The following is a 13751-nucleotide window of genomic DNA, read 5'->3' as shown; positions in this document are numbered from 1 at the left end:
TCAGATTGACCTCAAGCGATCGAACGGAAAATAGGTCCACATCGACACCATGTCCTGTGTCCCCCAGCCCTCGAAACAATCTGTGCGATGGGCGTCGAGCACGAGGGGATAGCATAGCATGATATAGGGTGCTTCGCGATAAATGAGGCGCGCCGCCTCATCGACCAGTTCCTGGCTCTTCTTAGGGTCGACGGTACTGTCGACCTCGGACAAGAGCTTTTCGAAGTTGTCATCGGTCCAGTATGACATGTTTGGGTTGCCGATGGCCTTGCTGCTCCCCATCCTAAGCAGGTCGTGAGGTGTGGGAGATGGCCAGTTGCTGGCTACGAGCAAATCCCAGCCTCCGCCGCCATCCGCCGGCGCCGCCGTGCGGGCAGTGAGCGCGCCGGAGTCGAGTTGGGTAACCGATAAAGGTATGCCGACTTGTTGCAGCCAGCCAGCGATAAGCTGCACGACCGCAATCGGCATCTCGAGGACACCCGAGAACTTTCCGGTAATCAGATCGAGCTGGAAGCTGTTGCCCTCCTTGTCCTCCCGGACGCCGTCTCCATTCTTGTCGCGATAGCCGGCGGCATCGAGTCGGCGGCCTGCCTCGGCGAAATCGAAGTGGCGCCTGATGTCGTTTAGGTCCGAATAGTAATCGGCCGCCACCGGCATTACCAGTCCCACGCCAGGGTCCGCGTGCCCGCGGTAAGCTCGGTCGACGATGGCCTTCTGGTCGATCGCATAGCCGATCGCGTCGCGAAAAGCCGGGTCCTGCAGGGCCTTGGTGCTGCCTGCCCCCTTCTCCGAGAGAGTGTTAAAGGCCAAATAATTACGCTGCTCAACGCGCGATTCACCGACCTTTATGTTGGGATCCTTTGAGAGGTCGGCCCATTGGGCGGCCGTGAGACCGCTGCCGTAATCGAGGTCGCCGCTCTTCAAACCCTGCGCGACTGAATCGATTGTCGTGACGTATTGCAATATCATGCCGGCAGTTTTTGGCTGTCCTGTACGGAAATAAGGATTTGGCGTGAGGCGATCAAACTGACCTTGTTTAAACTCCGCAACGATCATAGGTCCAGTTCCCACCAGCGGGGGATTATTGCGGAAAGTGCCGCGAGCATCGGCGTAGCTGATATCCTTCCAAATGTGCTCGGGGACAATTAGAAGGTAGTTGTCAATTGGCCAGCGCGTAGGAGCCTTCGTTACTATTTGCAAAGTCTCATCATCAACAGCCTCTATGAGATCGATTTGGTCCATGCCGTCGGTGTTGTTGAGACCCCGATTTAGTTCGTCGGGCTTGCCAATGGAGTCGCGTAGATAATTATAGGTGAACGCAGCGTCCCTGGCCGTCGCAGGCTGACCATCCGACCACTTCATGCCAGGCCAGATCTTAAAGGTCCAGGTGAGCTTGTCGTCAGCGACGGACCACTCCTTCGCAAACCCCTTCCGATCCTCGTGGCGCTGCGCGTCCATACCCACCAAGCAGTCATAGGAGAAAACCAGGGGCCAGAAGGAACCATAACTCGCAAAAGGGTTCATCGTGTCCGGGGTGCCCATTGTGCCGAAGCGCACGATATGATCACCACACGACGAGGCAAACGCGTTTGAGTGCATGATCCAAGGCGCGGTTGATCCCGCAAGCATAGCCTTCATCATGGCACGGCGGTTGAGCTGCCACTCGTTCATTCTGTCCTCCCTTTAAATTCTAGTGCACCGCAATTTCAAACCGAACGCGCATAGCCTAGGCCATGTCTTGGCGTGATGCAGCGGTTCCCTTCGTTTGCGTTGAAGATGATGGTCGCGGGCAAAGACGGAATGCAAGAACAGAATCAATATCGCAGGTATCTAGGATTTAGATGGGGTTCTCTGATCGTGGAGCTGATTGCAAGCTCCTGTCGGCGTATCCATGTTCCTGCCGGCTCTGTGGTTCTCTTCGCGGTTAACACTGGGTCGCCGCATTTAGCGTTCAAGACGTGGGTGCCTCAATGTAATCGACGCAGTAGTACCTTAAGTTAGGGCTGCCTCCCCATCCACGAGATCACGACGCCATCATCCCGGCAGGGACATTCACCGCCGAAAGGGCGGATCTTGCTTAATGCTTAGCTGGTGATCGCGGTCGCCTCCTCCTTCGACCAGCGGAATTCGCTGACGTCGATCCAGATCCGATGCATGATCACAGCCAGTCTGCAGGGTACGCCTCCGGCGGAGGCCGCCTTGCGAGAAGATGGCACGGTAGCGAGGCTGCGCTCTTAAGGTCGTCCTTACGAGCGTGGTTAGCAGCACAACATGAGCCATGTGACGTTATTGACCGGGCCGGAGCGGCGGCGCCGTTGGAGTGAAGCGGATCAGTGCCGGATACTGGCCGCGGCATTCGCGCCTGGGGCCACAGTGGCGGCGGTGGCGCGTCAGTACGATGTCGCGACCAGCCTGATCTACAAGTGGCGCCGCACGGTGAGAGCCCGCGAGACGGGCTTTGCCGAAGTTGTCGTGGCTCCCGATGAGCCTGTCGCCGTTTCGCGGCCGGCGGCATCCCCAGCGGTGATCGAGCTGGAGGTCGCCGGCAAGGTGCGGCTGCGGATTCCGCTGACCACGCCGCCAACACTGGCGGCGGCGATGGTGAAGGCGCTAGGGGTTTCATGATCCCGGTTCCGAGCCAGGTGCGTATCTGGTTGGCAGTCGGCCAGACCGATATGCGTCGCGGAATGCAGGGTCTCGCTCTACAAGTTCAGGAGACGTTGGGCCGGGATCCGCATGCCGGCGATCTTTATGTCTTCCGCGGCCGCAGCGGCAACCTGATCAAGATTATCTGGCATGATGGGCTCGGCATGTCGCTGTATGCTAAACGGCTCGAGAAGGGCCGGTTTCTATGGGCGTCGCCGGCGGACGGCACGGTTTCGATATCACGGGCGCAGCTTGCCTACATGCTCGACGGGATCGATTGGCGCAACCCGCGTCACACGTTCCGACCGCAGCGCGCGGGCTGAGTTTTTCTTTGAGTTTGCGCCATTTTCCGCGAGTCAGCGGACTCGTTTTATGATTCACTCCAAGGCATGGTTGCCACCGCCCAGGGTGCTGTGCCGGACGATATTGGCGCGCTGAGAGCGGCGCTGATCGCGGCGCTGGCCAGAGCCGAAGACAAGGCCGCGCGCGCTGCGCTGGTCGAGGCCGAACTGGCGGTCGCCAGAGCCAAGGCATCGGATGATGCAGCGCTGATCGCACATCAGGATCTGACGATCCGGAAGCTGCAGCGGGCGCTGCATGGTCAGAGTTCTGAACGCTCAGCCCGCCTGCACGACCAGATGGAACTCATCTTCGAGGAACTCCAGAGCACCGCGACGGAAGACGAGATCGCCGCCGAACAGGCTGCGGCCCGGACCACCGAGGTGGCGCCTTATGTGCGCAAGCGACCCGCGCGCCAGCCATTTCCCGAGCATCTGCCGCGCGAACGCATGGTCGAGCCCGCGCCGACTGCTTGTCACTGCTGCGGCGGTCATCGGCTACGCAAGTTGGGTGAGGATATCACCGAGACGCTGGAGGTGGTGCCGCGGCAATGGAAGGTGATCCAGCACGTGCGGGAGAAGTTCACCTGCCGCGACTCCGAGGCGATCAGCCGGGCTCCGGCGCCGTTCCACGCCACCCCGCGTGGCTGGGCCGGTCCCGGCCTGCTGGCGATGATCCTGTTCGAGAAGTTCGGCCAGCATCAGCCGCTCAACCGCCAGGCTGAACGCTATGCGCGCGAAGGCGTGCCGCTCAGCCTGTCGACGCTCGCCGACCAGGTCGGGGCCGGCGCCGCGGCGCTGATGCCGCTGTTCAAGCAGCTCGAAGCCCATGTGCTGGCCGCTTCACGTCTGCACGGCGACGACACAACGGTGCCGGTCCTGGCCAAGGGCAAGACCGATACCGGCCGTTTATGGACCTATGTGCGCGATGACCGACCGTTCGGCGGCGCCGATCCGCCGGCGGCGGTATTCTATTATTCCCGCGATCGTCGAGGCGAACATCCCGCGGCGCATCTCGCCGGCTGGAGCGGCATTCTGCAGGCCGATGCCTTTGGCGGTTATGGCGATCTCTATGCGACGGGTCGTCAGCCGGCGCCTGTTATGGAAGCCAGCTGCTGGGCCCACAGCCGGCGCAAAATGTTCGAGCTGGCCGATATCGAAGCGGCGGCGCGCAAGAAGGCGCGCAGCGAGAAGCCCAACCTGGTCTATCCACTGGCGGTCGAAGCCGTGAAGCGCATCGATGCCCTGTTCGATATCGAACGCGCGATCAACGGCCTGTCGCCAGCCCAACGCCACGCCGTGCGCCAGGAGCGGAGCGCGCCGCTGCTCACCGAGCTCGAGCGCTGGATGATCGAGACGCGCGACAAAGCTCTCGCGCGGACACGACCTGAGCAAGGCCTTCAACTACATGCTGCGCCGCTGGTCATCCTTCACCCGGTTCCTCGACGATGGGCGGATCTGCCTATCGAACAGTGCAGCCGAGCGAGCCCTGCGCGGCATCGCTCTCGGCAGAAAGTCCTGGCTGTTCTGCGGTTCCGATCGCGGCGGACAGCGCGCTGCCGTTCTCTACAGCCTGATCGTCAGCGCCAAGATGAACGATATCGACCCGCAGGCCTGGCTCGCCGACGTCCTCGCCCGACTGCCCGCCTATCCGGCCCATCGGATCGATGATCTGCTGCCGTGGAATTGGAGGTCCGCAAAACTGCGGACCCAACCAGCTGCCGCCTGATCATGCAGCGCAATAAGGTGCATCACGTCTACACCGTCGGCCGTGTCGCCAGCGACCTCGGCGTCAGCGAAGCGCTCATCCACGAACTGACCCTCGGTCTCGAGCCGGAGGACGGCGTCATCTGGGTGTACGGCACCAACGATGACGACGGGATCTTGGCCTTCACCGATGAAGGCATCGAGGAGGTCAAACTCCTCCTCGAAGAATATCATCGGGTCTCCTCATCGAAAGCTTGACCCCAGCACTCCGGTGCTCAGGTCCTCACGGTCACCAGATACGCACGTCTGCGGACTTCACCGGATGGGTACTCTGCAGGCGACGGCCACTCGGGCTTTCTTGCTGCCAATCCGGCGCGCCAGACGCGCGCCCACGCTTTCAGTGCAGACCATCTGGCGACCCGTGCCAACAGAGTGCCCGCAGCTCGAAGAGATAGATAGGTGCCTGTGAGCGTGTCGTCGCATTTTGACACCGACCCGTCACGATCGACTTCCCGATTGATACCGTCTCGGCGTCAGGCCGAAATGGGCGCCAACACCCGATGAGCGAACAAAGCGCGCTAAATCATCCACCGCGGTGACGAAGCGGATTGGCCGTCAAGACGCCAATGCCGGGTACGGTCATCACGGCGGCACGGATCCCTGTGTGGCGAACCCGAGAATGTGCTCCTCCAACATTCTGATTTTTTGCTCAATGCGTGCGCGGGCAGCTTCGATGCCGTTGGATATCGGCGTACTAACGGCGACGGAATTCGGGAAGACAAGGAGGGAAACAGCTTGCAGCTCCAGCTGATCACTGTAGCCGGCGCAGGCGTCGGCGAGATCGAAGTGGCGCCTTTCGTCGTTTAGGTCCGAGTAGTAGTCGTTTGCCACCGGCATCATCAGTCCCACGCGAGGGTCCGCGTGCCATCACGGGGCTGGCCGGCTCGCCAAGGCGCTTGCAGAACCGCCGACGCCGACCGATAAAGCTGCATGACCTTTGACCAGATCAAAAGCTTCTATCTTGTAGCGGTGCTCGGGACCTTTGCCAAGGCTGCGGAGCAACTGAACACAACACAGCCAACCATTTCAGCGCGTATCGCGGCGCTCGAAGATCGGCTGGGCGTCAGTCTTTTCGATCGCTCGGGCCATCGGGTTGCGCTCACTCCGCAGGGCCGCAGCTTTCTTCGCAGCGCCGAGAAGCTACTGGAAATCCAAGCCAAGGCCCTCAAACGCTACGGCAAAGGCGAGCTGCGTGGAATCGTGCGTATCGGGGCTTCAGACACGATGGCAGTCATCTGGATCCCGCCCTTCCTTGCGGCCTTGCGCGCGGCAAATCCGGATGCCGAGTTCGAGCTTCACATCGGTCCATCCTATCGACTGCGCGACGAATTGCTTGCCCGACAAATCGATATCGGGTTCATTGTGGGTCCCATCTCCAATCCGCAGATGATCAACCATCTGCTCTGTGACTGTCCCATGGTATTCGCAGCCGCACCGTCGCTCGGCCTGCACGGCAGGAAGCTAACACCGGCCGAAATCGACCGCATGGACATCTTCACCTTCGAGCGGATGACTAGGCCACACCAGGATCTGCTGCGCGATCTTCGCAAAGCCGATATTGCGCCCAGGCTGAACCCGATCAACTCGCTTCAGACAACCATTTTGATGGTTCGCAAGGGCTTGGGGATAGGCGCGGTGCCTCTCGGCTCTATCGAGGAGGAAGTCGCTACCGGCAGCCTTGTCGTCGTCGATACCGAATTCAAGCTCACCGATGTCCGCTTCACGGTCTGCTACCCGCAGGGGCCGGACACGCATGTCCCCGAGACGCTCACCGAACGTGCCATAGAGTTCTTGAAGGCACGCGGCTCATCGGACTCGATAAAATTACTTTATTGATCTCCAGCGTAAATTGCGATTTGCATCTATGGGGCGCTCCTTTCTATGTTTCGTCAAATTGGTGGAGCAGGGAGGGTTCGATGAAAGGCTGGCGTTTGGCGTCCGACATTGGTGGTACATTCACCGATATTGCCTTTATAGCCGAGGACGGGCTGCTAAGTACGATTAAGGTGCCATCGACACCCCAGAATTATGCCAGCGGAGTGATCGAAGGTGCGAAAGCCCTCGCATCGGCCCGAGATCTTCGGATCGAGACGATGGCCGAAATGGCGCACGGATGCACCGTCGCTACAAACGCGATTCTGGAGGGCAAGGGTGCCCGCGTCGCGCTGCTCACAACGGCGGGATTTCGTGATGTGCTTGAATTGCGGCGCATCCGTGTGCCTAAGCTCTACGAGCCGCTCTACGTCAAACCTCTTCCTTTGGCGGCGCGCGACCTGAGGCTTGAAGTTCGTGAGCGCGTCGGAGCCGATGGCAGCGTCGTTGTGCCGCTGGGTGAGGATGATGTGTGCAAGGCCGCCGAGGTCATCGCCAGGTCGGGGGCGGAGGCTGTCGCCGTCTGCTTCCTGCACTCCTATCGCTTTCCCGACCACGAACGCCGCGCCGGCGCGCTCCTCCGGAAATTGCTCCCCGGCTGCTTCGTAACCCTTTCGGTCGACGTGCTCCCGCAGATTCGTGAATACGAACGTACCAGCACGACGGTGGTAAACGCCTATGTCGGCCCTCCGGTTAAGCGCTACCTGGAAGGGATGGAAGCCGATCTCGCTGCGGCCGGTTGCAACGCCCGCATATCAGTCATGCAGTCCTCCGGAGGCTCGATCTCCTCCGATGCGGTGAAGGACAAGCCGGCCCAGATCGTGGAATGCGGGCCGGCGGCGGGTGTCGTCGGCGCCGCCCATCTGGCCCGCCTTCTGCGTATCCGGAACGCCATAACGTTCGACATGGGCGGCACCACCGCGAAAGGTTCCCTGATCGAGGATGGCGATGTCATCTTCGCCGAAAACTACGAGATCGGCGCTTCGATGAGCACCGCGGGTGCGATCGCCGGCGGCGGCGGATACGCGCTCAAGCTTCCGGTCATCGACATCGCTGAGGTTGGCGCTGGTGGCGGCTCCATCGTGCGGCTGGACCGGGCAGGGGCTATCAAAGTCGGCCCTGACAGCGCCGGCGCGGCGCCGGGTCCGGCCGCATACGGGCTGGGCGGTGAGGAGCCGACCGTTACGGATGCGAATATCGTGCTCGGCTTCTTGAATCAGCAGTCTCTGGCCGGCGGAACAGTAAGGATCGATGCCGGCTTGTCGCGCGCATCTCTTGAGAGGACGATCGCCTCCCCGCTCGGAATGTCCGTGCATGAAGCCGCATACGGCGTGCATGAGGTTGCGAATGCGACGATGGTGCGGGCCATCAAGGCGGTGACGACCTATCGCGGGCGCAATCCGCGCGATTTCGCCATGTTCGCTTTTGGAGGCAATGGCGGCGTGCATGGGGCGTCCATTGCGCGAAGCTTGGAGATCGGCCGCATATATGTTCCTGCAGCAGCGGGCGTTTTCAGTGCCGTGGGTCTGCTTCTGGCCGAAAAGTCAGTAGCTGTCGCATCAGCCTTCGTCGCACGACTGGACGAGCTCGATTATACGGCAGCTGAACAGGCTTACGTTCAGCTCCAGCGTGAGGCGGAGCGCCTTCTGGGTGTTTCCGGGAAGGCCAGGTGCATGCGCCAGGTAGAGATGCGCTACCTTGGGCAGGCATTCGAGCTGATTATTGATCTCGATGATGGGCACCTATCCACCGAGGCGCGCAGCGAGCTGCGCGCCCGCTTCGACGCCGAGCATGAGCGACGGTTTGGTCACCGTTTCGATGAGCACAACGCAGTCGAGATCGTCGCGTTGCGTCTCAGGGCATCCGACCCGGACCATGTCGTGCCTGCTCGCCTACGGCACGCACTCAAGCCAAGCGAGACCACTTCAAGGCCGGTGTGGTTCGGAAAGAGGTACGGCTTCATTGAGACGGCTGTCGTGGGACGCGCGGAAGTCACGCGGGAGAGGCAGGCCGGGCCGGTTATCGTGGAAGAATATGAAGGGACGACGGTTGTGCCGCCAGACGCTTCCGTCTTCCGAGACGAATTTGACAACCTGGTCGTCGATCTGCAACGAGGAGTCGCGTGATGCGAAACCGCAAGACAGACCCGTTTTTGCTCGAGATATTCAAGAACGCGTTCGACACGATCGCCGATGAGATGACGCTTACGATCGTTCGTACCGCTTACTCCCAGATCGTTCGCGACTCATTGGATTTCTCGACGGCCCTCTGCGATGCGACCGGGCGTACAATCGCTCAAGGCGTGTGCACGCCCATGCATCTAGGCAGCTTCTATGATGCGCTACAGACGATGCTGTGGAAAATCGGCGACGACATCCATCCGGACGACGTGCTGATCATGAACGACCCGTACGCGGCAGCGGGCCAGCACCTTCCCGACATCTATATCGTCCGCCCTATTTTTTACGAGAATGTCCTGCGTGGCTGGGCGACGACACTGGCGCACCATTCGGACGTCGGCGGCATCGTGGCGGGCTCTAACGCTCTCGGCGCTCACGAAATATTTCAGGAGGGCCTGCGCATCCCTGTCCTCAAGCTTGTGGATCGAGGGCGCCGCAACGCCACTCTGTGGGATATGATAGCGATCAACGTGCGTACGCCCGATCTCGTCCTGGGCGATCTTCAGGCACAGATGGCCGCCGGAGCGACGGGTGCGCGGGCAATGGTGCGTCTCTTCGATCGCTATGGCGCCGATACGGTTCTGCAGGCGATAGAGGATCTGAACGACTACGCACGTGAGCTGGCAGAAGCTGAGATCGGCGATCTTCCCGACGGCGTCTATCACTTCACCGACCATATTGACGGGATCGGCGAGAATCCTGAGCCGATCCTTCTCAAGGTTCAGGTCGAGATTAAGGGCAGCCGGGTTGTGATAGACTGGGACGGGTCCTCGCCTCAGGTCGCCGGCGGCGTAAACGCCACTTTCCCCTTCACCAAGGCCTGTGCCTACGCAGCCCTACGATCCGTGATGAAGGCGGACGTTCCCAACTGCCACGGGTTCACCGAGATCATCGAGGTCAGGGCTCCGGAAGGCACCGTGGTCCGTCCCGTATCGCCAGCCCCCTGCGGCGCGCGCGGCATTACCGGCTACAGAATGATCGACTGCCTCTTCGGCGCGCTTTCGCAGGCTGCTCCCGACCGGGTAACGGCCGACGGATCCGGCGGCTCGACTTTGCCTACCATTGCGGGCCTGCATGGGGGCAACCAGTTCGTCTTCTGTGAAACGGTTATGGGAACCTGGGGAGCCAGCCTAGCGAATGACGGGCTGGACGGTGGCCCACATATCGGCGCCAACCAGTCGAACGTGCCGGTTGAGATGATCGAGCAGACCTATCCTATCCGCATCGAGCAATACGGCTTCGTCCCCGACACAGGGGGTCCGGGACGCCGTAGGGGTGGGCTCGCCATCCGGCGCGATTATCGGCTCCTTGCGAGCTCAGCGACCTTGAATATCCGTTCCGATAAGCGTGCCTATCCGCCGCATGGCCTCTTTGGGGGCTGCGAAGGCAAGCCGTCGATGAACCGTCTGATCTCGGGCGACAATGCCATCGTGCTGCCGGTGCTCCTTAAGGAGCCGGTACCAATGAAGAAAAACGACCTGTTCTGCCACGTGATGCCATCGGGGGGTGGGTACGGCCCAGCATCCGAACGGGAGCCGGAGCGCGTGCTGGAAGACTGTCGTCTCGGCAAGATCAGCATAGAAGGTGCGCGGCGCGACTACGCCGTAGTCCTCACGAAGAGTGAAGCGGGCATCGTCATCGATCTCGACGCCACGCAACAACTGCGGCAGGCAAGATCTCGTGCGGCGGAATAAGTCATTTCAAGCGGAGGACGAGAAATAAGGATTTGAACCCGGCTCGACCTAGCAGGATGTTGAAACAGGCGCTCGCCCTTGGGCTGCGGCCGTGATTCATTTTCCTTGAATGGATTCGGAGGATGAATCGTGCGATAGTCGGACTGGTGAACTGTTCAGATCCGATCTGGGCAAGGACCGGGGCCTCCCGGCGGAAGATTTCTTTCGCGTTCGAGTTCCGAAACCGCATTCGCGATCTCTAAAACCCACTCTGCCGAATCCGTCTTCGGAAAAACCAGTGCGTCAACGCCTGCCATCACGGCTGCAAGCCGGAATAGGCGAGCCGCGAATGATAGAGACGGTGATCGAGCGGCTGTCCGGCGATGGTGAGGCCGGTGCTGCTCATGATCGGTGAAATCCGACAGGCCGAGGCGGCCGGCTCGTGCGTTTGCCGGAAGATGACTTCCTGTTCCTCGCCATCGGACAGCGCGCCGGGATCGGACGCGACGCTGGCGAATGGCGTTGCCCAGCTCGGGATGACGCCGCAGCGTCTCCTCGAAGATTGCGACCGGCCGGATTCCCGGCGCAGCCCACAGCAGCGGCACGATCTCGGCGTCAAAATTGTCGGGCGAGCGGATCGGGCGGCGGCGTTGTCGCGGAACCTTCCTCTGCGAGGGCAGCCTCGAATCCTTCTCGATGCGATAGGCCGTGCCGTGCCGATCGACGCCTTCGCCGCCGCGACGGCCGTCGTATGGGTCTGCCGGAACTTCATGAAGCCTCATCTGGTGATCGGTTACGTGGCGGCCGGGCACTAAGTGATTCCTCCAATCCGACAAACCACTGGCGTACCCGGTCGGCCGCGATCGCCAGACAACGCTCCGAAAGGGAACGCCGCCGGCGGCATTCTCATCTTGATTGACGCTGCGCTCTCACTTGATTGCCGCGCCCCAGCGGGAACGTCGACGGATATCCGCAGACCCGAACCTAGTTTTTCGATACTAGCGCTCAAACAATTCGGTGGAGAAGCGGCCCGCCCGATCCTGCGGAACCCGCAGCTCAAGCTTGCCGACCCGCGTGACAAGGGTGCGGCCCTAGACTAATAGCCAGAGCGATAGCCGAGACGCTCCGGCGTGCGCTGGTTCTTCGCAGCACCCAGCGCCTCGTCCATCTCGGCCTCGAGCACCTCCTGCATCACAGCGCGGATCACCTCGTGCAATCCATCCGTATCCGGGTTCGAAAGCAGAATGTCTTTGACGGCCGGCGGATTTATCTTCAGTCTTGGTCATGGCGGCGTTCCTTCGCGGGAATCGGTGACGTGAACAATCATCAGCCTGCCATGACCGCCCTCTCTCAGCGAATTTGCAGAACTCTCAGCACACTACCAAGGCAGCCGGGTCAGCCAACTTCCGCGCTGGTTGCGCCGTGCGGCCCTGCCTACCGGAAAGGTCTAGCCCCGAGAATGGAAAGCACGACAACGGCGACCGCCAGAAGCGGTGACGGCCGAGGGCGACGCGCGCAAACTTACAGGAGGTCTGGACTGCGACGCCATGAAGGTCGACAGCATGGCGTCTCCCAACCCGCCGAGGGGCCGGCGTGATGTAAAAGCCGAGGCAGATCACAAACACCACAGGGAACCGCCGCGCACGCCCGGCAGGCTGAGCGGGAAGAAAACGCGAGAAGGCGGCAAAAAGGCGTCGCCCATGCTGCGGGCGGCCGCCATCAGAGATGACGCTGACCAGAGGCAGGATCATCATGGGCAGCATAATGTGGTCGGGTGTCCGGCGGCCGCGTGGGCGCTACTTGACAAGTACGCACACTCGGTATGTCGTTGTTGAGGCGAAATATCGATGCCCCTTAGATTCAGAGATTGAGCGGCCGCGCGAGGTACACTAAGCCATCGTTGACGTCGACCTGCATTCCGGTCCTTAATGAACAGACGATCGATGTGGTAGGCGCTCGAATTTCAATGGCCTTTGATGACCACGGATCCAACGGATGCAGGAGTCCTACAAGATCTCCTTCACTCAGCTCGTCCAACACCGAACAACGAGGTTCGAAGATGCCTCGTGCCGGCGATGTCAGTTGGTCCGACGTGAGCGACTCGAGTGTCAGGTTAGTCTTCATTTGACGGGGCGTCGGATACTCTGTCTTTCCTTCTACGAGCCCAAGCTCGATAATTGCGTTGCGTACCCCAGCTTCGGCGACCGCAAGAGCGTCGGCGCTCACGGTTCCACTGCCGAGCTCAGCACAAACGAATACCTTGCCTTGGCTTTGAACCAAGGTATCGAACATTCCTTGCGTTGGTCCATCCCAGGCCAGTGTCACTGGAAACTTGAAGGCCGCTGCCATGTTAAGCGTCTTTCGCATGAGATCGGCGTCGCCAATAGGGTGCGTTGTGGCTGCGGGGGGACAATCAAACTTGGGTCCGAAGCTGTGCAGATCAAAAACCATGTCAACCGTTGGTAACAGCAACTCCGACACTGCACTCGCAGTGCGTTCGGATATTGACCCGTTCGGCCGGCCGGGAAACACACGATTCAGGTCCAACCTATCTACTGGCGACCTGCGACTCCACGCTTCCAAAGCTGTCGGATTGAGCATCGGCGCAATGAGAACTCTCCCGCACGTTTGCGCTTCAATTAGCCAGTCAATGAGCCGAAGCGCGACAATTGGTCCTTCGAATTCATCGCCATGGATACCGGCGGTAATAAGGAGGCGCGGCCCCTCCCCTTTATTAAGGCTTAGAACTGGAAGCGGAAGAGCTTCCCTGTCCGTGCCCGTTGGGACTACAAGATAACCCTTGTTCACGCCAGGCTCGTCGAGGTCAAACGTAAGGTGCGGTTTTTGGCTCATTGACAAGGTTCCATTATCTATAAAACGTGGTGGATTAATCGTTGCCACAGTGTGCAGCTTGGCCGGCGGATTGACGAAGGCGACAATTATTTCTCCGCCAATGACCCCATCAGGCACTGCAGCCAGTGCTCCCAGTATTGAAATGTATGCAGATTATTCCTCGAAAATTTTTACTTTCAGTTAGGTCAAAAACAGGTTTCAAAATCCGTCTCGTACGATTTCCTTACAAGCCGACCACCATGACATCGTCTTATCTGGAATTGTGTTGAAATAGCTAGATCAGAGGAATCGAAGGTCGCGATCGCCGTTGCTCAGGACCTCCGCCCCTCCATCGGTCACCAGGATCGTCTCGCTGCAACCGATCGCGAAACGGCCCTCCTCGTCGGTCAGGAACAGCGGCATGTGCAGCGCCATGTTGGGCC

10 protein-coding genes and 2 pseudogenes are annotated in these 13751 nt (G+C 60.4%); 7 read left to right on the top strand and 5 right to left on the bottom strand.

Annotated elements, in window-relative coordinates:
* Window positions 1-1671, bottom strand: coding sequence for an ABC transporter substrate-binding protein (locus EN862_RS10530; protein WP_126101842.1), 1671 nt, complete (start codon window positions 1669-1671; stop codon window positions 1-3).
* Between the two features lie 600 nt (window positions 1672-2271).
* Between EN862_RS10530 and EN862_RS10525 the strand changes: the two genes are divergently transcribed.
* The 4 genes from EN862_RS10525 (at window position 2272) to EN862_RS10510 (ending at window position 4949) form a co-directional block, all read left to right on the top strand.
* Window positions 2272-2625 (top strand): transposase, encoded by a 354-nt coding sequence (locus EN862_RS10525; protein ID WP_126101843.1) that lies wholly within the window; start codon window positions 2272-2274, stop codon window positions 2623-2625.
* Complete coding sequence (gene tnpB / locus EN862_RS10520) at window positions 2622-2969, top strand: IS66 family insertion sequence element accessory protein TnpB (RefSeq protein ID WP_126101844.1); 348 nt, start codon at window positions 2622-2624, stop codon at window positions 2967-2969. The genes EN862_RS10525 and tnpB overlap by 4 nt, the downstream gene beginning before the upstream one ends.
* Window positions 2970-3035: 66 nt before the next feature.
* A protein-coding gene (locus tag EN862_RS10515; protein ID WP_126101845.1) for an IS66 family transposase occupies window positions 3036-4713 on the top strand; the annotation gives its coding sequence in 2 pieces (ribosomal slippage) (window positions 3036-4349 and window positions 4351-4713; 1677 coding nt in all).
* A gap of 2 nt (window positions 4714-4715) precedes the next feature.
* Window positions 4716-4949, top strand: a complete 234-nt coding sequence (locus EN862_RS10510) for a hypothetical protein (RefSeq protein ID WP_126101846.1) — start codon at window positions 4716-4718, stop codon at window positions 4947-4949.
* Between the two features lie 384 nt (window positions 4950-5333).
* On the opposite strand, the gene EN862_RS36090 is transcribed toward EN862_RS10510, so the two are convergent.
* Window positions 5334-5600 carry a hypothetical protein gene (locus EN862_RS36090; RefSeq protein WP_167498733.1) on the bottom strand — a complete coding sequence of 89 codons (267 nt, stop codon included), beginning with the start codon at window positions 5598-5600 and terminating at the stop codon, window positions 5334-5336.
* Between the two features lie 81 nt (window positions 5601-5681).
* On the opposite strand from EN862_RS36090, the gene EN862_RS10495 reads away from it, so the two are divergent.
* The 3 genes from EN862_RS10495 (at window position 5682) to EN862_RS10485 (ending at window position 10497) form a co-directional block, all read left to right on the top strand.
* Window positions 5682-6587 carry a LysR family transcriptional regulator gene (locus EN862_RS10495; RefSeq protein WP_126101848.1) on the top strand — a complete coding sequence of 302 codons (906 nt, stop codon included), beginning with the start codon at window positions 5682-5684 and terminating at the stop codon, window positions 6585-6587.
* A gap of 80 nt (window positions 6588-6667) precedes the next feature.
* Window positions 6668-8749, top strand: a complete 2082-nt coding sequence (locus EN862_RS10490) for a hydantoinase/oxoprolinase family protein (RefSeq protein WP_127868431.1) — start codon at window positions 6668-6670, stop codon at window positions 8747-8749.
* Window positions 8749-10497 carry a hydantoinase B/oxoprolinase family protein gene (locus EN862_RS10485; RefSeq protein ID WP_126101850.1) on the top strand — a complete coding sequence of 583 codons (1749 nt, stop codon included), beginning with the start codon at window positions 8749-8751 and terminating at the stop codon, window positions 10495-10497. The genes EN862_RS10490 and EN862_RS10485 overlap by 1 nt, the downstream gene beginning before the upstream one ends.
* Before the next feature lie 272 nt (window positions 10498-10769).
* Here the strand turns inward: EN862_RS10485 and EN862_RS36790 are convergent.
* The 3 genes and pseudogenes from EN862_RS36790 to EN862_RS10465 all read right to left on the bottom strand — a co-directional run.
* Window positions 10770-11258, bottom strand: a pseudogene (locus EN862_RS36790) (IS21 family transposase); the annotation flags it as partial.
* A gap of 219 nt (window positions 11259-11477) precedes the next feature.
* Window positions 11478-11762: pseudogene (locus EN862_RS10475) on the bottom strand (transposase); the annotation flags it as partial.
* Window positions 11763-12336: 574 nt separating this feature from the next.
* A complete protein-coding gene (locus tag EN862_RS10465; protein WP_245460084.1) occupies window positions 12337-13446 on the bottom strand; it encodes a succinylglutamate desuccinylase/aspartoacylase family protein in 1110 nt (369 codons plus the stop codon).
* Between the last annotated feature and the right edge of the window lie 305 nt (window positions 13447-13751).

The sequence above is a fragment of the Mesorhizobium sp. M2E.F.Ca.ET.219.01.1.1 genome, from assembly GCF_004016445.2.
Lineage (GTDB): Bacteria > Pseudomonadota > Alphaproteobacteria > Rhizobiales > Rhizobiaceae > Mesorhizobium.
This window is presented reverse-complemented; position numbering and strand designations above follow the sequence as displayed.